General features: G+C 67.8%; 22 protein-coding genes. 9 read left to right on the top strand and 13 right to left on the bottom strand.

Going from position 1 to position 19334, the window contains the following annotated elements; translation table 11 throughout:
• Positions 1-24 precede the first annotated feature (24 nt).
• From ACIRG5_RS29800 to ACIRG5_RS29790, 3 genes are read left to right on the top strand one after another with little or no spacing between them, the layout of a single operon-like run.
• Positions 25-1464 carry a GuaB1 family IMP dehydrogenase-related protein gene (locus ACIRG5_RS29800; RefSeq protein WP_402910527.1) on the top strand — a complete coding sequence of 480 codons (1440 nt, stop codon included), beginning with the start codon at positions 25-27 and terminating at the stop codon, positions 1462-1464.
• A 4-nt stretch (positions 1465-1468) separates the two neighbouring features.
• A complete protein-coding gene (locus ACIRG5_RS29795) occupies positions 1469-2422 on the top strand; it encodes an ATP-binding cassette domain-containing protein (protein WP_402910524.1) in 954 nt (317 codons plus the stop codon).
• The gene (locus ACIRG5_RS29790) at positions 2419-3189 is read left to right on the top strand and encodes an ABC transporter permease (protein WP_402910521.1); all 771 of its coding nucleotides are present in this window, start codon (positions 2419-2421) and stop codon (positions 3187-3189) included. Before ACIRG5_RS29795 ends, ACIRG5_RS29790 begins: the two co-directional genes overlap by 4 nt.
• A 61-nt stretch (positions 3190-3250) precedes the next feature.
• Here ACIRG5_RS29790 and ACIRG5_RS29785 read toward each other — a convergent pair whose 3' ends face one another.
• Together ACIRG5_RS29785 and ACIRG5_RS29780 are read right to left on the bottom strand one after the other, a co-directional pair.
• Entirely contained in the window at positions 3251-4555 is a 1305-nt protein-coding gene (locus tag ACIRG5_RS29785; protein ID WP_402910872.1) for a PhoH family protein, read from the bottom strand.
• Positions 4556-4943: 388 nt separating this feature from the next.
• Entirely contained in the window at positions 4944-6194 is a 1251-nt protein-coding gene (locus tag ACIRG5_RS29780) for a DUF885 domain-containing protein (RefSeq protein WP_402910519.1), read from the bottom strand.
• Positions 6195-6423: 229 nt separating this feature from the next.
• Here ACIRG5_RS29780 and ACIRG5_RS29775 point away from each other — a divergent pair, with 229 nt between their 5' ends.
• Both ACIRG5_RS29775 and ACIRG5_RS29770 read left to right on the top strand, forming a co-directional pair.
• Positions 6424-6696, top strand: coding sequence for a hypothetical protein (locus ACIRG5_RS29775; RefSeq protein ID WP_402910517.1), 273 nt, complete (start codon positions 6424-6426; stop codon positions 6694-6696).
• 88 nt (positions 6697-6784) lie between these two features.
• Positions 6785-7054: a hypothetical protein gene (locus tag ACIRG5_RS29770; RefSeq protein WP_402910515.1), complete on the top strand. Its 270-nt coding sequence runs from the start codon at positions 6785-6787 to the stop codon at positions 7052-7054.
• A 62-nt stretch (positions 7055-7116) separates the two neighbouring features.
• Here the strand turns inward: ACIRG5_RS29770 and ACIRG5_RS29765 are convergent, their stop codons facing one another.
• Positions 7117-7899, bottom strand: a complete 783-nt coding sequence (locus ACIRG5_RS29765) for an isoprenyl transferase (RefSeq protein ID WP_319980281.1) — start codon at positions 7897-7899, stop codon at positions 7117-7119.
• 77 nt (positions 7900-7976) lie between these two features.
• Between ACIRG5_RS29765 and ACIRG5_RS29760 the strand changes: the two genes are divergently transcribed.
• Entirely contained in the window at positions 7977-8645 is a 669-nt protein-coding gene (locus tag ACIRG5_RS29760; protein WP_402910512.1) for a hemolysin III family protein, read from the top strand.
• A gap of 177 nt (positions 8646-8822) precedes the next feature.
• On the opposite strand, the gene ACIRG5_RS29755 is transcribed toward ACIRG5_RS29760, so the two are convergent.
• Positions 8823-10217: a class II fumarate hydratase gene (locus tag ACIRG5_RS29755; protein ID WP_402910509.1), complete on the bottom strand. Its 1395-nt coding sequence runs from the start codon at positions 10215-10217 to the stop codon at positions 8823-8825.
• A 63-nt stretch (positions 10218-10280) separates the two neighbouring features.
• On the opposite strand from ACIRG5_RS29755, the gene ACIRG5_RS29750 reads away from it, so the two are divergent.
• A complete protein-coding gene (locus ACIRG5_RS29750) occupies positions 10281-11249 on the top strand; it encodes an NAD(P)/FAD-dependent oxidoreductase (RefSeq protein ID WP_402910506.1) in 969 nt (322 codons plus the stop codon).
• 29 nt (positions 11250-11278) lie between these two features.
• Here ACIRG5_RS29750 and ACIRG5_RS29745 read toward each other — a convergent pair whose 3' ends face one another.
• Positions 11279-11740 carry an Lrp/AsnC family transcriptional regulator gene (locus ACIRG5_RS29745; protein ID WP_402910503.1) on the bottom strand — a complete coding sequence of 154 codons (462 nt, stop codon included), beginning with the start codon at positions 11738-11740 and terminating at the stop codon, positions 11279-11281.
• Positions 11741-11823: 83 nt separating this feature from the next.
• Here ACIRG5_RS29745 and ACIRG5_RS29740 point away from each other — a divergent pair, with 83 nt between their 5' ends.
• Positions 11824-12792, top strand: a complete 969-nt coding sequence (locus ACIRG5_RS29740; protein ID WP_402910501.1) for a Glu/Leu/Phe/Val dehydrogenase dimerization domain-containing protein — start codon at positions 11824-11826, stop codon at positions 12790-12792.
• Between the two features lie 45 nt (positions 12793-12837).
• Here the strand turns inward: ACIRG5_RS29740 and ACIRG5_RS29735 are convergent, their stop codons facing one another.
• The 8 genes from ACIRG5_RS29735 to ACIRG5_RS29700 all read right to left on the bottom strand — a co-directional run bounded on the left by ACIRG5_RS29735 (position 12838) and on the right by ACIRG5_RS29700 (position 18323).
• On the bottom strand, positions 12838-13248 hold the full coding sequence (locus ACIRG5_RS29735; protein WP_402910498.1) for a L,D-transpeptidase: 411 nt from the start codon (positions 13246-13248) through the stop codon (positions 12838-12840).
• Positions 13249-13327: 79 nt separating this feature from the next.
• Complete coding sequence (locus ACIRG5_RS29730; RefSeq protein WP_402910495.1) at positions 13328-13885, bottom strand: L,D-transpeptidase; 558 nt, start codon at positions 13883-13885, stop codon at positions 13328-13330.
• Between the two features lie 125 nt (positions 13886-14010).
• The gene (locus ACIRG5_RS29725; RefSeq protein ID WP_402910492.1) at positions 14011-14781 is read right to left on the bottom strand and encodes a S1 family peptidase; all 771 of its coding nucleotides are present in this window, start codon (positions 14779-14781) and stop codon (positions 14011-14013) included.
• A 131-nt stretch (positions 14782-14912) separates the two neighbouring features.
• Positions 14913-15953 (bottom strand): class II fructose-bisphosphatase, encoded by a 1041-nt coding sequence (glpX, locus tag ACIRG5_RS29720; RefSeq protein WP_319980272.1) that lies wholly within the window; start codon positions 15951-15953, stop codon positions 14913-14915.
• Between the two features lie 67 nt (positions 15954-16020).
• Positions 16021-16251: an exodeoxyribonuclease VII small subunit gene (locus tag ACIRG5_RS29715; RefSeq protein ID WP_319980271.1), complete on the bottom strand. Its 231-nt coding sequence runs from the start codon at positions 16249-16251 to the stop codon at positions 16021-16023.
• Positions 16248-16592, bottom strand: a complete 345-nt coding sequence (locus ACIRG5_RS29710) for a sugar ABC transporter substrate-binding protein (RefSeq protein WP_402910488.1) — start codon at positions 16590-16592, stop codon at positions 16248-16250. Before ACIRG5_RS29710 ends, ACIRG5_RS29715 begins: the two co-directional genes overlap by 4 nt.
• Positions 16582-17832 (bottom strand): exodeoxyribonuclease VII large subunit, encoded by a 1251-nt coding sequence (xseA, locus tag ACIRG5_RS29705; RefSeq protein ID WP_402910485.1) that lies wholly within the window; start codon positions 17830-17832, stop codon positions 16582-16584. Before xseA ends, ACIRG5_RS29710 begins: the two co-directional genes overlap by 11 nt.
• Complete coding sequence (locus ACIRG5_RS29700; RefSeq protein WP_402910482.1) at positions 17829-18323, bottom strand: lipid droplet-associated protein; 495 nt, start codon at positions 18321-18323, stop codon at positions 17829-17831. The genes xseA and ACIRG5_RS29700 overlap by 4 nt, the downstream gene beginning before the upstream one ends.
• A 63-nt stretch (positions 18324-18386) precedes the next feature.
• Between ACIRG5_RS29700 and ACIRG5_RS29695 the strand changes: the two genes are divergently transcribed.
• Positions 18387-19331, top strand: coding sequence for a 4-hydroxy-3-methylbut-2-enyl diphosphate reductase (locus ACIRG5_RS29695; RefSeq protein WP_402910479.1), 945 nt, complete (start codon positions 18387-18389; stop codon positions 19329-19331).
• Positions 19332-19334 lie beyond the last annotated feature (3 nt).

Genomic DNA, 19334 nt, shown 5'->3' with positions numbered 1-19334 from the left:
ACACGGCGCGTATCGTGGAAGCACGTGCGGTTCATCGAAGGGCATCGACCCTCTTACGACCTGACCTACGACGACGTCTTCCTCGTTCCCGGCCGCAGTGCCGTGGAGTCCCGGTTCGGCGTCGACCTCTCCACCTCGGACGGCACCGGGGCCACGATCCCCATCGTCGTCGCGAACATGACGGCCGTGGCCGGGCGGCGGATGGCGGAGACCATCGCGCGGCGGGGCGGACTTGTCGTCATCCCGCAGGACGTGCCCACCGAGGCCGTCGCGGAGATCATCGCGTGGGTCAAGGAGCGGCATCCCGTCTGGGACACGCCGTTGACGCTCATGACGCGTGACGCGGTGGCGGACGCCTGGAACCTGTTGCACAAGCGGGCGCACGGCGCGGTTGTCATCGTGGACGACGGTGGGCGGCCTCTTGGCGTTGTCGACGAGGCCGCGCTCACGGGCGTGGACCGGTTCGCGCGCCTTGGCGACGTCATGAACACCGACGTGCTGAAGCTGTCGCTCGACTCGCGGCCCCAGGACGTGTTCGACGAGCTGCACCACAGCGCGCACAAGATCGCGTTGGGCGTGGACGACTCGCTCCGGTTGAAGGGCGTGCTGACCGAGTTGACGGCGCTCAGGGCCGAGGTCTACCAGCCAGCCAAGGACGACGACGGCAAGCTGCGGGTCGCGGCCGCGGTCGGGGTCAACGGGGACGTGCGGGCCAAGGCCGAAGCGTTGATCAAGGCCGGCGTGGACGTGCTGGTCGTGGACACGGCGCACGGGCATCAGGAGAAGATGATCGCGGCGCTCAAGGCCGTGAAGGAAGCGAACCCGAGCGTGCCGGTCGCGGCGGGCAACGTCGTCACCGCGGAGGGCGTGCGGGACCTCGTCGAGGCCGGCGCGGACATCATCAAGGTCGGTGTCGGCCCCGGCGCGATGTGCACCACGCGGATGATGACCGGCGTGGGGCGGCCGCAGTTCAGCGCCGTCGCGGAGTGCTCGGCCGAGGCACGCAGGCTCGGCAAGCACGTGTGGGCCGACGGTGGCGTGCGGCACCCACGCGACGTGGCGCTGGCGTTGGCCGCAGGGGCCAGCAGCGTGATGGTCGGCAGCTGGTTCGCGGGGACCTACGAGTCGCCTGGGGATCTGCAACGCGATGAGCGCGGGAACCTCTACAAAGAATCCTTCGGAATGGCGTCGAAGCGCGCTGTGACGGCGCGGACGCGCAGCGACAACGCGTTCGACCGGGCCAAGAAGGGGTTGTTCGAAGAAGGCATCTCGACCTCGAAAATGAAGTTGGACCCGGTGCGCCCGAGCGTGGAGGACCTGCTCGATGCGATAACGTCCGGCGTTCGTTCGGCCTGCACGTATGCCGGTGCGAACTCGCTGGAGGAATTCCACGACAAGGCTGTGCTCGGCATTCAGTCCGCCGCTGGATTCGCGGAAGGAAGGCCGTTGCCAGGGGGATGGTGAAAAAGTGGACGAAGCGGTCTCGGTAAGAGATCTCCGCAAAGTCTATAAAACGGGACAAAAGCCTGCGGTGGACGGATTGAGTTTCGACGTCCGCCGCGGCGAGGTCTTCGGATTGCTCGGGCCCAACGGCGCGGGCAAGACGACCACGGTCGGTGTCCTCACCACGCGCGTCCGCCCCACCTCGGGGCAGGCGTTCGTGGAGGGCGTCGACGTGGTGGCCGACTCCAAGCGCGCGCGGCAGTTGCTGGCCGTCGTGCCGCAGCGCAACAACCTCGACCGGTCGCTCAACGCGAGGCAGAACCTGTTGTTCCACGCGGCTTATCACGGCATCGGCCAGAAGGAACGCCAGGCGCTCGCCGACGACATCCTCGAGCGGATGGGTCTCAAGGAGCATCAGAACGCGCTCGTCGACACGTTGTCCGGAGGCCAGGCGCAACGGCTGATGATCGCCCGCGCGCTGATGCACCGTCCCAAGGTCCTGTTCCTCGACGAACCGAGCACCGGACTCGACCCGCAGGCCAGGCTCTTCGTCCACGAACGCGTCGCCGCACTGCACGCGGACGGCGTCACGGTCGTGCTCACCACGCACGACATGGACGAGGCCACGAAACTGTGCGACCGCGTCGGCATCGTCGACCACGGCAAGCTGCTCACCCTGGACACGCCGGCCGAGCTCACGAAGAGCCTGCCCGGCAGCAACACCGTCAGCGTCACGGTGAGCCCGAACGGCAGCGAGCCCGCCAAGATCACCCAAGGACTGTCCGAAGTGGAGGGTGTGCAGCGGGTCGAGGACCTGAACGACGTGTTCCGCGTCTACACCGACAGCGACACCGCGATCACGTTGCCCGCCGTGCTGAACGTCCTGCGGGACCTCGACGTCACGGTCAGCGACGTCGCGATCGGCAAGCCCAGCCTGGAAGACGTCTTCATCCACCTGACCGGCAGGGAGCTTCGGTGAGCCAACTCAGGACGTTCCAGGCGATCCTGTGGCGCGACGTCTTCGTCACGGGCCGCGAGCTGCCGAGCTTCCTCGCGCAGGTGATCATCCAGCCGTTCTTCATCCTCTTCATCTTCGCGAAGGTGCTGGGGGACATCGGGTACGTCCAGGACGACTTCGCCCAGGTGTTGTTACCCGGCATCATCGCGATGAACGGGTTCCTGGGCGCGTTGCAGAACACGACGCTGCCGCTGGTGCTGGACTTCTCGTGGACGCGCGAGATCGAGGACCGGCTGCTCGCGCCGATCTCCATCCCGCTCGTCGCGGTGGAGAAGATCGTGTTCGGCGCGGTCCGCGGGTTCTTCGCGGCCGTGCTGATGGTGCCGGTCGGCTTCGTGATGCTCGACGTGTCGTGGGCGTGGTCGGGAATCCCCGGCGCACTGCTGGTGATCGTTCTCGGATGTCTCGCCGGTGGCAGCGTCGGCCTCGTCATCGGCACGTCGGTGCCCGCGCGCCGGATCAACGTGATGTTCGCGGTGATCCTCACCCCGATCCTGTTCACGGGGTCCGCCCAGTTCCCGTGGCGGTCGCTGAGCGACGATCTGCTGTGGTTCAAGGTGGTCTGCGCGCTCAACCCGCTGACGTACGTGAGCGAGGGCATGCGCGCGGAACTGGTGCCGGCCGTGCCGCACATCCCGTTGCCGATCGTGCTGGCCGTGCTCGTCCTCGCGATCGCCGGCTTCGGCGGACTCGGCCTGCGCGGCTTCATGAAGCGCGCTCTCGACTAGAACCCGGAAGTGAAGAACGGCCCCGCGCAACGAATGCGCGGGGCCGTTCTCGTTCACGGCACTACGAGGCGTAGTCCTCCAGCATCTCGGTGACGAGGGCCGCGATCGGCGAACGCTCCGAGCGGGTCAGCGTGACGTGAGCGAAGAGCGGGTGGCCCTTCAGCTTCTCGATCACCGCCGCCACGCCGTCGTGCCGGCCGACCCGCAGGTTGTCGCGCTGCGCCACGTCGTGCGTCAGCACCACCCGCGAGTTGCTGCCCAGACGCGACAGCACGGTCAGCAACACGTTGCGCTCCAACGACTGCGCCTCGTCCACGATCACGAAGGAGTCGTGCAGCGAGCGGCCGCGGATGTGGGTGAGGGGCAGGACCTCGAGCATTCCGCGGTCCATCACCTCTTCCACCACCGCCTGGCTCACCAGCGCGCCGAGGGTGTCGAACACCGCCTGCGCCCACGGCCCCATCTTCTCGCTCTCGCTACCCGGCAGGTAGCCGAGTTCCTGGCCACCGACCGCGTACAGCGGCCGGAACACCACGACCTTGCGGTGCTGCCTTCGTTCCATCACGGCTTCGAGACCGGCGCACAGCGCCAGTGCCGACTTGCCGGTGCCCGCACGCCCGCCCAGCGAGACGATGCCGACTTCGGAGTCCAGCAGGAGATCCAGTGCGATCCGCTGTTCGGCGGACCTTCCGTGCAGTCCGAACGCCTCCCGATCTCCGCGCACCAGCTTGATCTGCTTGTCCGCGGTCACCCGGCCCAGAGCGCTCGAGGTGCCCGCCAGCAACCGGATTCCGGTGTGGCAGGGCAGTTCCGCGATGTGCTCCAAGTCCTCGAACTGGGTGGGGTCGACGACGTTCTCCTTGAACAGGCTGTCCACCAGGGACTGTGGAACGTCCAGATCGGACATTCCCGTCCAGCCTGACAGGGTGACGTCGTGCGCCCGGTACTCCTCCGCCTGCAGGCCGACCGATCCGGCCTTGACCCGCAGCGGCATGTCCTTCGTCACCAGGGTGACGTTGCGCCCCTCAGCAGCGAGGTTGAGGGAGCACGCGAGGATTCGGGCGTCGTTGGAGTCCGTTCGGAAACCTGATGGCAACACCTCCGGGTCGGAGTGGTTGAGCTCGACGTGCAAGGTGCCTCCCAGATCCCCGATGGGGATCGGCGAATCGAGGCGACCATGCCGCAAGCGCAGGTCGTCGAGGAGGCGCAGGGCTTCCCTCGCGAACCAGCCCAGTTCGGGGTGGTGGCGCTTGCCCTCCAGCTCGCTGATCACCACGAGCGGGAGCACGACCTCGTGCTCCGCGAAACGGGTGGCGGCGAGAGGATCGGACAGCAGTACCGACGTGTCCAGCACATATGTCGTGATGGCTGGGGCGGCGGACTTGCGCCGGGAGGAAGAACTGCGCGATGAGCCTGAGGAACGGCTCGCGGGACGTCGTGCGTTCACGGCAACTCCCTCACGAACGCGGCACCCGCGTCCGCTCCTCGCTGGGCCAGGCACCACCCTGATCGATCGTCTTGCCCTCCGCCGGTGTGGCGTCAGGCAGGTCGACCACGAGGGCCGGGTGCCGGCCCCCTCGCGACGTTGTCTGCCACGATCAGAGCCTCCCTGCGCGGTCCGCAGTGGTCGCGTCCCGCCACATTCGAAGTTACCTGCGAAAGTGCCTCATCTGCACGAAGCCACACAGGTGATTCCTGATTCGTCATCTGCCCGAAAACAACCCGAAACGTGACCGCAGCCGTGTTCTTGCTGGTCAGATGCTGTTTTCGTGGTTGTTGCGCGCCAACCACGACAGACCGTCCCTGACCTGGGATTCGAGTGATTTCGGCACGAGAGGCTCGTCGAGAAGTCTCAGATAGCGGGAGTCGAGCGACTCGCCGGGCGCGCGGACGTCGAGCCAGGCCCGCACGAGACGCACCCCTTCGACGTACGTCGTGGTGTACGCGCGCCACAGCGGATCGGCCAGAAAACGGACCATCTGCCGTGCGCGACGGTCGGGGACTAGCAGCCACCTGCGCAGATGCGCAACCACGTCATCCTGATCCGCACCACGATCGTGTAGCAGCAGAGCCGCGTCCTGCCGCACCGTGAGCAGGCCCGATGCCGCCGCCTCGACCTTTTCGGACAGTTCGCCGTCCATTCGCAACCCGAGGTCGCCGAGGATCCGCTCCGTCCACATTCCCCAGCCCGGCCCGACCGCGGCGTGCAGGCCGAGGTCCGCCATGCCCTCGGCCATCAGGCACTGCGGCGTGTTGATCAGGAAGATCGATTGTTCCGCGTGGCCGCGCTTGGCCACCAGGCCCGCCTCCTTGCGGCAGTGCTCGGTGTGGTGGCCCGGATAGGACTCGTGTGCGACCAGGTGCGGCAGGTTCGACATGCGGTGGCCCATGTCGGCGTTGATCGCGACCCTGCTGCGGTAGCCGCCGAGGTAGTAGTTGAAGCCGCTCCACGGCTTGTTCGTGACGACCTGGTACTCCACGATCTCCTGCTCGGGCAGCGCGTACTTCTGGCGCACCCGGTCCCGCAGAGCGCTCGACAGGGCCTGTACGACGCCCTGGAGCCTGCGTGCGGGCACCTCGTCGGTCTCGCGGAAGTCGGCGAGGCGGTCGGCGAGCGAGCCCGGTCCTTCGAGCACCGCGCTGAGGTTGCGGTGGGCCTGCGCGTACGCGTCCTCGTCGCCGGGGCGGATGCGGACCTGGAAGTACTGCTGGACCTCGTCGACGAACGAGATGTGCTCGCCGTCGAGCTTGCGCGCGGTGCACTCCAGCGCCCTCAGGTGCGCGTCGAGGAACTGTTTGCGCTGGTCGGCGAGGTCGCTGCCGGGAATCTCCCTGCGCAGCAGCCGCGCGTGGTCTCCCAGCGCCCTGGGGTGCAGGCGCGGTTCGTTGTCGACGGCGCGGCTCAGTGCCGGGTCGCCGGTGAACGAGTCGACGAACCCGGACACCAGGCGCCCGAGGCGCAGCCCCAGCACCAGGTAGCCGCGCACCAGCTCGTTGGCGTCCATGAGTCGGAGAGCGTAGAGCGTCTACCACAGCGTCTTACTCGCGACCGAATCGTGAATCGACGACCACCTGATCGGGGAATGTTGTTGATCTTGACGTCACACAATGGGGTCACGCGGGCCGCCATTCGAGATCAATACCTATAGCGTTTCCGCCCGGAGACCCCACCGCTCCGGAGATCCCCGAAGACTCCGGAAATGACGGGGATAACCCGACATGAAGGAGATTGACGTGAAGAAGACTTGTGCCGCGGTCATCGCCGCAGCCGCGCTGTCGCTCGCGTTCGCCCCGGCCGCCATGGCCGGCGAGGGCCACGACCACGGCCACGGCTACGGCCACCACTGGAGCAACGGCCCGCTGCTGGTCCTGCTGAACGGCAACAACCTCAACGGCACCATCGGCGCCTGCGGCAACAACGTCGGTGTCCTGGGTGGCGCCGTGCCGATCAACTCGCCGTCGATCACCGAGACCTGCGCCGCCGGCGGCATCGTCGACGAGGGCTGATCTCCCTTTTAGCTCTACGTCTGGGGGCGTCATTTCTGGCGCCCCCAGACGCGTTTTACTCGTTTAAACCTTCATGAGGAGAAAAATCGTGCTGAAGAAGGCTGCTGCCGCTCTCGGTGTCGCTGCTGCGTTCGTTGCCGTCGGTTCCCCCGCGATGGCCGCTCCCGGCCACCACTGGGTCAACGAGCCGCTGCTGGTCGTCGGTAACGCCAACAACCTCAACCTCACCGGTGGCGTGTGCGGCAACAACGTCGGCGTGCTCGGCGCGGCGGTTCCGGTGAACTCGCCCTCCATCACGGAGACCTGCGCGGCCGGCGGCATCGAGGACGGCTCGGAGTGGGGCCACGACGGCGAGTGATCTCGTCGCCAACGCTCGAAGGGGCGCTCACCTCGCGGTGGGCGCCCCTTCTACGTGTCGTCTCAGCCGCCGTACCTGCGGTGGCGCTTGGCGTACTCGCGCATGGCCCGCAGGAAGTCGGTGCGCCGGAAACCGGGCCAGTAGGCCTCGCAGAACCAGAACTCCGAGTGCGCCGACTGCCAGAGCATGAAACCGGAGAGCCGCTGCTCACCGGACGTGCGGATGATCAGGTCGGGGTCGGGCTGCCCGGACGTGTAGAGGTGCTCCGCGATGTGGTCGACGTCGAGGACCTCTGCCAGTTCCTCGATGGTGCCGCCGCGCTCGGCGTGGGACTGCAGGAGCTTCCGGACGGCGTCCGCGATCTCCTGCCGCCCGCCGTACGCGACGGCGACGTTGACCTGGATGCCCGTGCGGTTCTTGGTCTTGTTCGCGGCGTTGGTGAGACGCTCGGCGTGCTCCCTGGGCAGCATGTCGATCGCGCCGACGTGCCGGACCCGCCACGGCTTGCCGTCCTCGGCCAGCTCGTCGGTGATGTCCGCGATGATGTCGAGCAACGGCGCCAGCTCGTCGATGTCGCGGTTGAGGTTGTCGGTGCTCAGCATCCAGAGGGTGACGACCTCCACTTTGGCGTCACCACACCAGTCGAGCAGCTCGAGGATCTTGCGCGCGCCGGCCCTGTGCCCGTGCGCGACATCGGTGAAGCCGGCTTCCCTGGCCCACCTGCGGTTGCCGTCGAGAACCACGCCGACGTGCTTGGGCACCTGCGTGGTCGCGCTGAGCTCGCGGCGGAGAATCCACTCGTAGAAGTGGATAGCGACGTCTTTCACACGGGTGCGGAGTGCCACGTCCGAACAGCGTACGCCGTGCAACGTTCATCACTGAGACGCGGTAGGAAACCTACGGTCGCGTAACCTAGGACCCTGTGACCACTGCTACCACTCCTCAGCCCGGACTGCGGCCGCGCCTGCGTGGATGGCTGCACCTCTGGTCGTTCGTCGCCTCGGTGGCGACAGGCGCGACGCTGATCGCTCTGGCGGCGTCCACAGTGTCCGCGCGCGCTGCCCTCGCCACGTCCGTCTACGGCCTGACAGTCCTGGGCCTCTTCGGCGTCTCGGCGCTGTACCACCGCGTGACGTGGCAGTCCGAGCGCGTGCGCACGTGGATGAAGCGCCTGGACCACTCGATGATCTTCGTGTTCATCGCGGGCACCTACACGCCGTTCGCGCTGCTGGCGATGAATCCCGACACCGGGCGCATCGTGCTGACCGTGGTGTGGATCGGCGCGATCCTCGGTGTCACGTTGAAGCTGGCCTGGCCACACGCGCCGCGGTGGCTCGGGGTGCCCATCTACATCGCGCTCGGATGGGTCGCGGTGTTCGTGCTGCCCGAGCTGCTGCACCACGCCGGGGTTGCCGCTCTGGTGCTGCTGCTGGTGGGTGGGGCGCTCTACACGGTCGGTGCGGTGTTCTACGCGACCCGGTGGCCCAATCCCTGGCCGCAGGTGTTCGGGTATCACGAGTTCTTCCACGCGGCGACCGTGGTGGCGGCGATCTGCCACTACATCGCGATCTGGCTCGCGATGTACTCCTGACCTGCGATTTCCGTTCTATCTGATCTTGTCAGGCCGTCAGCCCGCTGAAGAGCGCGTTGGCGGCCTTCCTGTTTCTCGGCGCCGCTGGACGGCGTCACGTGGGTGCCGGAACGGGAAGCCGAGGACGTGGCGGCTCCGGCCGCCGAGGCTTGGCCCCCGGCGACCGGAACCGGGGCGTCAGCGGCCGCCGCGGGCCATGTGCAGCACGTCGAGCGCCGCGTCCAGCTGTTCCTCGGTGAGCTTGCCCGGGACGTGGCCGCGCTCCAGCACCACCTCGCGGATGGTCTTGCGCTCCTTCAACGACTGCTTGGCGATCGACGCCGCCTCCTCGTAGCCGATGTAGCGGTTCAGCGGCGTGACGATGGACGGGGACGACTCGGCGTACTCGCGCATCTGCTCGGCCTGCGCTTCGGTGCCGGTCAGGACCTTGTCCGCCAAGAGCCGGGCTACGGCGGCGAGCAGGCGGGACGACTCCAGGACGTTGCGGGCGATGACCGGCAGCATCACGTTCAGCTGGAAGTTGCCCTGCGAGCCGGCGAACGCGACGGTGGCGTCGTTGCCGATGACCTGGGCCACGACCATCATCGTGGCTTCGGAGATCACCGGGTTGACCTTGCCCGGCATGATCGAGCTGCCCGGCTGGAGGTCGGGGAGGGCGAGTTCGCCGAGGCCGGTGCGGGGGCCGGAGCCCAGCCAGCGGAGGTCGTTGGCGATCTTGAACAGGGCCACGGCGGTGGCGCGGAGCTGGCCGGAGATCTCGACCACGCCGTCCTGGGTGGCCTGGGCCTCGAAGTGGTCGCGGGCCTCCACCAGCGGCAGGTCGGTGGCCTTGGCCAGTTCGGTGGCGACGAGAGCGCCGAACTCCGCGGGGGCGTTCAGGCCGCTGCCGACCGCGGTGCCGCCGATCGGCAGTTCCGCCAGGCGCGGGATCGAGGCCTGCAGACGTTCGACGGAGTAGCGGACCTGGGCGGCCCAGGCTCCGGCCTCCTGGCCCAGCGTGATCGGGACGGCGTCCATGAGGTGCGTGCGGCCGGATTTGACGAGGTCGGACCACTCGGCGGCGCGTGACTCCAGCACGCCCCGCAGGTGTTCCAGGGACGGGATCACGTCGGTCACCACGGCCTCGGTGGCGGCCACGCGCAGGGTCGTCGGGAACGTGTCGTTGGACGACTGCGAGGCGTTGACGTGGTCGTTCGGGTGGACGTCGCGACCGAGGGCGCGGGTGGCCAGGGTGGCGATGACCTCGTTGGCGTTCATGTTCGAGGACGTGCCGGAACCTGTCTGGAAGACGTCGACCGGGAAGTGGTCGTCCCACTGACCGGCGGCGACCTCGTCGGCCGCCGTGACGATCGCGGCGGCCAGGTCCTCGTCGAGCACGCCGAGCCTGGCGTTCACTCGGGCCGCCGCCGCCTTGAGCAGGCCCAGCGCTCTGATCTGGGCTCGTTCGAGGCCTCGACCGGAAATCGGGAAGTTCTCGACCGCGCGTTGTGTTTGGGCGCGCCACAATGCGTCGACCGGCACGCGGACCTCACCCATCGTGTCGTGCTCGACGCGGTACTCCTGTTCAGACATACCTCCGAGTCTCTATCGTCGATCACAGCACTGCCACCCACCACTGGCAGAAGGGCACCACTCATGGAGCGTGACGTCGACCTCCTCATCGTGGGAGCTGGTCCCACGGGGTTGTTCGCCGCTTATTACGCCGGCTTCCGGGAAATGAACGTCGCCGTGGTCGATGCGCTGCCCGAACCGGGCGGCCAGGTCACCGCGATGTATCCGGAGAAGATGATTTTCGACGTGGCCGGGTTCCCCGCTGTCAGGGGACGCGACCTCGTCAACGGACTGGTGGAGCAGGCGGCGCAGTTCAAGCCGAACTACCTGCTCGGCCGCCAGGCGCGCACCTGTGAGTCCACTGAGGACGGTCTGCGGGTCGGGCTCGCGGACGGCACCTCGATCAACACCAGGGCCGTGCTGATCACGGCGGGCATGGGCGAGTTCAACCCGCGTCCGCTGCCCGCGGGCGACGGCTGGCTGGGGCGCGGCATGGTCCACTTCGTGCCGGTGCTGGCCGAACACACCGGGCAGCACGTGGTGATCGTGGGTGGTGGCGACTCGGCGTTCGACTGGGCGCTGGCGCTGCACCCGATCGCCGCGAGCGTGAAGATCGTGCACCGCAGGGCCAACTTCCGTGCGCACGCCGCCACCGTGCGGCAGGTGCGGGAACTCGGGGTCGAGATCATCACCGACGCCGAGGTGCTGGCTTTGCGCGGCGAACCACTGTCCGAAGTGGACATCAAGGTCAAGGGCGGTGACGCGCGGACGTTGCCCGCGCAGACCGTCGTCGCGGCGCTCGGGTTCACCGCCGACCTCGGGCCGATCGAGTCGTGGGGTCTCGAACTCGACCATCGCGCCGTGCTCGTCGACTCCACGATGAAGACCAAGCTGGACAGGATCTACGCGGCCGGCGACGTCGCGCAGTACCCCGGCAAGGTCAAGCTCATCGCGACGGGGTTCGGCGAGGCGGCGACCGCGGTCAACAACATCGCGGTGGTGCTCAACCCGTCGGCGCACCTGTTCCCAGGGCACTCCAGCGACGGCAGCTGACACCGGCGCGGAGGCCTGACCGGCAGCGGTCAGGCCTCCGGCAACGGTGCCGGGTCGTGCTTCGCCAGGTGCTGGAAGATGATCGACGTGCGGAAGCCGACGATCTCCTTGCGCTGACTCAGCCTGTCGACCAGGAACGCGTGCAGGTGCTCGTTGTCCTGAGCGCCCACGTGGATCACGAAGTCGTCGCTGCCCGCCATCACGAACACCGCCGTCACCTCGGGCAGGCCGGCGGTGAACGCCTTGAAGGCGTCGATCACGGCCCGGCTCAACGGGCGCACCTGCACCGACACCAGCGCCTGCACGCCCCGGTTCAGCGCGGACGGGGCGATGTCGGCGTGGTAGCCGCGGATCACGCCGCGTTCGCGCAGCAGGCGGGTGCGCTCCAGGCACGTCGACGGCGCCACGCCCACCTTGCGGGCGATGTCGCGGTTCGACTGCCGGGCATCGCGCTGCAGTTCCCGCACGATCGCCGAATCAAGTTCATCCATCACGTTCCTCACGCCACCGTGCCGAATAATGTTCGGTGAAGTGCGTCGCGCACTGGTGTTCACCCTAACTTCGAGGTCATAGCTTGACCGAAGTTCGGGAGGGAACGCAGATGTGGGAGCACGAACAGCTCGTCGTCCGCACGGGGAAGCGGTCGGGGATGACCACCATGGTCGCCCTGCACTCGACCGAGGCGGGACCGGCGGTCGGCGGGTGCCGGATGAAGCCGTACGAACGGATCACCGACGCCGTCACGGACGTGCTGCGGTTGTCCAGGGCCATGACGCTGAAGTGCGCGGCGGCCGGGATTCCCCACGGTGGAGCCAAGAGCGTGATCGTGGTCGACCGGGAGCTCACCCCGGAACTCCGGCGCGCGGTGCTGCTCGACCACGCCGACCTGATCAACGAGTTCGGCGGCGCCTACCGGGCCGGTCCGGACGTCGGAACCGGGCCGGACGACATGCTGGTGCTCCGGGAAGTGACGCCGCACGCCTACTGCCTGCCTGAGGAGCACGGCGGCACGGGCTCGTCCAGCGGGCCCACGGCGCGAGGTGTGCTGGCGGCGTTGAAAGCGGCCTCGCGGCACGTCTTCGGGACGCCGGACCTCACCGGCAGGAAGGTGGTGATCAGCGGGTTCGGTTCGGTGGGGGAGTTGATCGCGAAGGGGCTCGGTGGCGCGGACATCACGGTGTCCGATGTGGACGAAAGCAGGCGCACCGGCGAGTTCGGCTGGGTGCACCCCGATGAGGCGTACGAGGTCAAGGCCGACGTGCTGATCCCCGCGGCGGTGGGCGGGGTGCTGAGCCCGGAAACCGTGCGGCACCTCGACGTCAAGCTGATCGTGGGGCCTGCCAACAACCAGCTCACCGACGACGACGTGACCGATCTGCTGGACGAGCGCGGCATCGTCTGGGTTCCCGACCACGTCGCCAGTGCCGGCGGGGTGATCTACACGCTGGCCAGGGAGGACGACGGGGCCGACCACGAGACCGCGCTGAAGAGGGTCGACGGGATCGAGGCGACGGTCGAGAGGATGCTCCGGGCGCAGGGGTGAAGGCCTGACCGGTGGGCGGCCAGGCCTTCGAAGTGTCATCGCCGGCTAGGGCAGCACCTGCACCTGCTCGCCGACCATCAGGTTGTCGTAGAACACGAGTGACGCATCCATGGGCATCCGGATGCAACCGTGCGACTGGACCGCGGTGTCACCCTGGTGGAACGCGATACCGGTCGTGGTGAAGTACACCGCGTTCGGCATCGGGCCGTTGTAGGGGACGCTCCAGTCGTTCTTCACCTTGCGCAGCACCGAGAACATGCCCACCGGGGTCTCGTACCCCGGCTTGCCGTGGCTGATCGTCACCGGCCCGTAGCTCGTTTTGCCGTTGAAGACCAGCCACGCCTGGTTGGAGTGCTTCTCCAGGCATGCTCCGTTGTGGACGGTGCATCCCGCCTGGGCTTGCGCGGGAATGGCGAAACCGAGGATCAGGAGCACCGTCGCGATCAGAACTCGCATCTCTCATCACCCCTCAGTAGTGGAGTAACCACCACGGGGTGATCTCAATCATCTTCTTATGCACCGGCACAGTTGGTGATCATGAGACCACCTGGACGGTGTCGCCGATCGAAAGGTTGGTGAAGTAGTACTGGGCTGACGGCGGGTCGAGGTGGATGCAACCGTGCGACGGCACGGTCAGCGATCCTTCGTGGAACGCGATGCCGCTCTCGGTGAAATACGTCGACCACGGCATCGGCGCGTTGTACGGCCTGCTCCACTCGTTCTTCACCTTGCGCAGCACCGGGAAGTTGCCCAGCGGCGTCTCGAAACCCTTGCGCCCGTGGGTGATCGGCGTCGGGCCGTAGACGATCTTGTCTCCCCGCACGACCCACGACTGGTTCGTGGAGAGCTGGATGCACGCGCCGTCGCTGATGGTGCACGGCGTCGGCTTCACGACGGGCGGGGGAGGCGGTGGCGGGGGAGGAGCCTCCGACGACGTCGAAGGAGGCGTGGAAGGCGGCGCCTCCGAGGACGGCGCTGAAGATGACGCCGAAGACGACGAAGATGGTGGCGTAGTTGGAGTCTCGGCGTGCACGGCCCCCTGCGCGCACCCCGCGACCGACATCAACGCGACCGCCACGAGCAGCATCCTCATCGCGCACCCCCTGGTTGGACCATCCCTTGCCGAAGTAGACGACCGGAGGAGTGCTCAGGTTGCAACGGCGAGGGCCCGCCTCCCATAACGAATGGGAGACGGGCCCTCGGAATGCGTTTACCGGGTTACAGGCCGCCCACGTTCGAGCTGACCCAGGAGCGGTAGTACGCGACGTCCACGTAGATGGACGGAGCCTGGGCGCAGTTCGCGCCGCCACCGGAGCGGCTGGTCGCGCCGATGAGCTCCCAGCGGCCGCTGACCGACTTCACCTGCGGGCCGCCCGAGTCGCCGTAGCAGGCGCCCTTGTTGCCGTCGGTGTTGTTGGTGCAGATCTCCGACGCGGCACTGATGCCGGAGCACCGGCTGTCCGAGACGATCGACGTGTTGAGCTCCTGCAGGGTCACGGGAGCACCACAGGCGCCGCGGACCGGGCAGGTCTGGCCCCAGCCGATGATGCGGGTCGCGGTGCCGACCGGGCCGGACGCCGTCGAGATGGCGATCGGGGCCTGGCTGACCGAGGTGTTGAGCTGCACCAGCGCCAGGTCGGCGGACGGGTGCGTGATGATCCGCGAGGCGCCGGTCGTGGTGCCGCCGCTGGTGCGGTTCGTGGTGCCGATCCGGGTGCGGATCGACGCCGCGGACGAGCCCTGGACGCAGTGCTTGGCCGTCACGACCCAGTTGGCCTTGACCAGCGACGCGCCGCAGAAGTGGCTACCCGAGGTGCTCTGCAGGGAGACCATGAACGGGTAGACCTGCGAGGCGTTGGTGCCACCGACGATCATCGGCGAGACGTCGCCGTCGGCGGTGGGAGCCGGAGCCGCGGTAGCCGCAGCGGCCGAGGCGAGCAGAGCGCCCGCGGCCACGACGAATGCGGAGAACAACGAACGTGCCCTCATCGTTGAGTTCCTTTCCTGAACCCGGCGCAGGGTTGCCGGGGTCAGGTCGGAAACTAAGGACGAAAGTGACTTGGTCACTAGGGTCACTCGGAGGGTGACCCTCCGTTAACGGTTCACAGATTCACAGTGAACTACGGCAGCGGCTGCTGCGCGGCTTCGGGCAGATCGAAGTCCACCGAGGCGTATTCGCGCAGCTTGTGCAGGCTGTGGAAGCCGTCGATCATGCGCACGGTGCCGGACTTGGAGCGCATGACGATCGACTGGGTCGTGCAGCCGCCCGCCCGGTAGTGAACGCCGCGCAGAAGGTCGCCGTCGGTCACGCCGGTGGCGCAGAAGAAGACGTTGTCGCCCGAGACGAGATCGTTCGTCGTGAGCACGCGGGACAGGTCGTGGCCCGCGCCGATCGCCTTCTCGCGCTCCTCGTCGTCCTTGGGCCACAACCGGCCCTGAATGGCTCCACCGACGCACTTGAGGGCCGCCGCGGCGATGATGCCCTCCGGGGTGCCGCCGATGCCCACGAGCATGTCCACGCCCGACGTGGGGCGTGCGGCGGCGATCGCACCGGCCACGTCGCCGTCGGAGATGAAGTGGATGCGCGCGCCGGCCTGGCGGACCTCCTGCACGATCTGCTCGTGCCGTGGCCGGTCGAGGATGCACACGTTCACGTCGGACACGTCGCTGTGCTTGGCCTTCGCGACGCGGCGGATGTTCTCCGCGAGCGGCGCGGTGATGTCGATGACGTCGGCCGCCTCGGGACCCACGGCGAGCTTTTCCATGTAGAACACGGCGGACGGGTCGAACATCGCCCCGCGCTCGGCCACCGCCAGCACGGCCAGCGCGTTCGGCATGCCCTTGGCCATCAGCGTGGTGCCGTCGATCGGGTCGACCGCGACGTCGCAGTCCGGGCCCTCGCCGTTGCCCACTTCCTCGCCGTTGAACAGCATGGGCGCCTCGTCCTTCTCGCCCTCGCCGATCACCACGACGCCTCGCATCGAGACGGTGTGGATGAGCTTGCGCATCGCGTCGACGGCCGCGCCGTCACCGCCGTTCTTGTCGCCGCGTCCCACCCACCGGCCCGCGGCCATCGCCGCTGCCTCGGTGACGCGCACGAGCTCCAATGCCAGGTTCCGGTCGGGGGCTTCGCGACGTCGTTCCGCGGGGGTGTTCACCATTGCGCGCCTCCATGCGACTACTCAGCGTGCCGGATTTTGTGATCGGCAACTGAATCCTTGCACGGGATCACGCCTGCGAAACGTCCTCCTCGACCACAGCGAGAGCTGCATCGATTCGCTCGCGCGCACCGGCGAGATGCTGCTCACACGTCTTGGCGAGCGCCTCACCGCGTTCCCACAACGCGAGCGAGTCCTCAAGGGACAGCCCGCCGGCCTCCAGCTTGCGAACCACCTCGACCAGTTCGTCGCGGGCGGCCTCGTAACCCGGTGAAGTCTCCTGGCTGGTTTCCGAACTCACGCGGATTGACTCCTCAGACGGCTCAGCACGGTCGCGACGGCCAGGTCGTACCCGACCAGCGCCTCCGCGAACTCCTCGCCGTCACCCTCTCGCACCGCCTCGTCGATGAGCGCCTCGGCCTCCGCGACGCGCCGGTACTGCACCGTGCCGGCGGTGGCCTCGCTCAGGTCGTGCAACGTGAGGATCAGCGTGCGGCGGCTCGTGGTGTCGCAGTCGCCCACCATCTCCGTCCAGCAGTCGGCCGCGGCGCGGTTCGCCGCCTCCGCCTTCGTTCGCAGTCCCGTCGCGCACTCGCCGGCCGCCTCCATGGTCAGGGGCAGGAACACGGCATCACGCATCATCGGTACCTCCCCCTTCCGAGTCGACCTCCGAGCCGGAGACAACCGCTCGCACTGCCCCGTCAACGACGCGTACCCGCAGCTGTGTTCCGCTCGGCGCGTCCGTCACAGAACGCAACACGCCGTCGGGCCCGTCAGGTGTGACGAGTTGCACAACGGCATATCCGCGCGCCAGCGTGGCGGCTGGTCCGAGGGTCGTCAAGCGGGCTTTCGTCCCCGAGAGGTGGACGTCCTCCCGATCGAGTCGTTGCGTCACGGCCCTGCGTCCCTGGTCGCGAAAACGCTTCACTTCCTCGGAACGCCGCTCCAGCGGCCCATAAGGGTCCGAAAGTACTGGTCGGGAGCGCAGGGCGTCGAGCAGTTTGCGCTCTCGATCAACCCAGCCGTGCAACGCGCGCCGACCGCGATCGCGCATCTGGCGGACGCGTTCACTCTCTTCAGCGACATCGGGAACCACCCGTTTGCCTGCGTCGGTCGGCGTCGAACAACGCACGTCAGCGACGTGGTCCAGCAGCGGGGTGTCCGGTTCGTGGCCGATCGCCGACAGCACCGGCGTGCGGCACGAGGAGACCGCGCGGCACAACGCCTCGTCGGAGAACGGCAGCAGGTCCTCCACGCTGCCGCCGCCGCGGGCGATGATGATCACGTCGCACTCGGGGTCTCGCTCCAAAGTGGACAGTGCGGTCATCACCTGGGTGACGGCGGTCGGGCCCTGCACGGCGACGTTGATGACGCGGAAGTGCGCGCCGGGCCAACGGTTTCGCGCGTTCGTGAGCACGTCGCGTTCCGCGGCCGACGCGCGGCCGGTGATCAGGCCGATCTTGTTCGGCAGGAACGGCGGCCTGCGCTTGCGGCGCGGATCGAACAGGCCTTCGGCGTGCAGCAGCTTGCGCAGTCTTTCCATGCGCGCCAGCAACTCGCCGATGCCGACCGCGCGGATGTCGTCCGCCCGCAACGACAGCGTGCCCCGGTTCGGGTAGAAGCTGATCTTCCCGTGCGCGATCACCCTGCTGCCCTCGGTGAGCTGCAGCTCGCGGATCATCGAGGCGTTGCAGGTGATCGACATCGACATGTCCACGCTCGGGTCGCGCAGCGTCAGGAACGCCGTCGAGCTGCGCGCGTTGAGCTGCGTGACCTGACCTTCGACCCACACGTCGCCGAGCCGGTTGATCCAGTCGAGCAGCTTGCGGGCGACCGTCCGGACGGGCCAGGGGTTCTCCAGCGTGGATTTGGCTTCACTCACGATTGGGCTTTGACCGTCGCGATCCGGCGGTTGAGCATCCCCACGAACTCGGGCCGCGACTCGTGCGCCTTCTCATAGCGCAGCAGTTCTTCGAGCTGCTCGACGTCGAGGTTGCGCAGGCGGGCGCGCAGCTGGGCGATCGACAGCTCGTCGTAGGCCGGGAGGAACTCGGGAACCTCGGCGATCGCGCGTTCCTCCTCCTCCCAGGGGTCGTCGACGGGAGTTTCCTGAGAAGTCGTGACGGGCGTCTCGTCCTCGTCGAACGTCGCCCACTCCGGTTCTTCCTCGGCCGGGCGCAGTCCAGAGAGGACGTCGTCGCCCTTGATGGCGAGTTCGGTCACATGCTGCTGCACCCGCATGGACAACTGCATTGCCTCGCTGACCACCGTCAACGGGAGTCCGGCGAGCTGCTGCGGCAGCTTGCGGGCCTGTTCGAGGGCGGTCACCGCCAGCCCAGCGGCGATGCGGACACCCAGTGGCAGTGGCTTCATGCGTACTAGCCTGCCGCAACCGCGTCTGAAATGCCTAGGACCGGGCCTGGGTACCCTGGGGTCATGCCCAAGCGAGTCCTGTTGGCGAAGCCGCGTGGTTACTGCGCGGGCGTTGATCGTGCCGTCGAGACGGTCGAGCTCGCCCTCGAGAAGTACGGCGCGCCCGTGTACGTGCGCAAGGAGATCGTCCACAACAAGTACGTCGTGGAGACGCTGTCCGACCGCGGCGCCATCTTCGTCAACGAGACCGACGAGGTTCCTGAGGGCGCACTCGTGGTGTTCTCAGCGCACGGCGTGTCGCCCGCCGTCCACGAGGAGGCGGCGCAGCGGTCGTTGCGCACCATCGACGCCACCTGCCCGCTCGTGACGAAGGTCCACAAAGAAGCGGTGCGGTTCGCCAAGGAGGACTACGACATCCTCCTGATCGGCCACGAGGGTCACGAGGAGGTCGAGGGCACCGCCGGTGAGGCGCCGGACCACGTCAAGCTCGTCGACACGGCCGAGGACGCGGCCAAGGTCGAGGTCCGCGACCCCAGCAAGGTGATCTGGCTGTCGCAGACCACGCTCTCGGTCGACGAGACCATGGTGCGGGTCCGGCAGCTCAAGGACCGCTTCCCCGATCTGCAGGACCCGCCCTCGGACGACATCTGCTACGCCACCTCGAACCGCCAGACCGCGGTGAAGACGATGGCGCCGTCGTGCGACCTGGTGCTCGTCGTGGGCTCGAAGAACTCCTCCAACTCGGTCCGGCTGGTCGAGGTCGCGCTGCAGCACGGCGCCAAGGCCTCCTACCTGATCGACTACGCCAAGGAGGTCGACCCGGCGTGGCTCGAAGGCGTCGAGACCGTCGGCGTCACGTCGGGCGCGTCGGTGCCGGACCTGCTGGTGATGGAACTGCTGAAGTACCTGGAGACGCAGGGCTACGGCGAGGTCGAGGAGATCACCACGGCGAACGAGCGCATCACGTTCTCGTTGCCGCGTGAGCTCCGCAAGGACCTCGTCCGCTAGCGG

The sequence above is a fragment of the Lentzea sp. NPDC102401 genome, assembly GCF_044765805.1.
Taxonomy (GTDB): Bacteria; Actinomycetota; Actinomycetes; order Mycobacteriales; family Pseudonocardiaceae; genus Lentzea; species Lentzea sokolovensis.
Note: the sequence above shows the minus strand (reverse complement) of the source record. Positions and strands in the feature narration are given on the sequence as shown.

Bases quoted from the DNA above. Each gene is read 5' to 3' on its own strand.
- ACIRG5_RS29780 (WP_402910519.1), bottom strand. From the start codon at position 6,194: ATGGACGCCAACGAGCTGGTGCGCGGCTACCTGGTGCTGGGGCTGCGC.
- ACIRG5_RS29755 (WP_402910509.1), bottom strand. From the start codon at position 10,217: ATGTCTGAACAGGAGTACCGCGTCGAGCACGACACGATGGGTGAGGTC.
- ACIRG5_RS29750 (WP_402910506.1), top strand. From the start codon at position 10,281: ATGGAGCGTGACGTCGACCTCCTCATCGTGGGAGCTGGTCCCACGGGG.
- ACIRG5_RS29745 (WP_402910503.1), bottom strand. From the start codon at position 11,740: ATGGATGAACTTGATTCGGCGATCGTGCGGGAACTGCAGCGCGATGCC.
- ACIRG5_RS29735 (WP_402910498.1), bottom strand. From the start codon at position 13,248: ATGCGAGTTCTGATCGCGACGGTGCTCCTGATCCTCGGTTTCGCCATT.
- ACIRG5_RS29730 (WP_402910495.1), bottom strand. From the start codon at position 13,885: ATGAGGATGCTGCTCGTGGCGGTCGCGTTGATGTCGGTCGCGGGGTGC.
- ACIRG5_RS29725 (WP_402910492.1), bottom strand. From the start codon at position 14,781: ATGAGGGCACGTTCGTTGTTCTCCGCATTCGTCGTGGCCGCGGGCGCT.
- glpX (WP_319980272.1), bottom strand. From the start codon at position 15,953: ATGGTGAACACCCCCGCGGAACGACGTCGCGAAGCCCCCGACCGGAAC.
- ACIRG5_RS29710 (WP_402910488.1), bottom strand. From the start codon at position 16,592: ATGATGCGTGATGCCGTGTTCCTGCCCCTGACCATGGAGGCGGCCGGC.
- ACIRG5_RS29700 (WP_402910482.1), bottom strand. From the start codon at position 18,323: ATGAAGCCACTGCCACTGGGTGTCCGCATCGCCGCTGGGCTGGCGGTG.
- ACIRG5_RS29695 (WP_402910479.1), top strand. From the start codon at position 18,387: ATGCCCAAGCGAGTCCTGTTGGCGAAGCCGCGTGGTTACTGCGCGGGC.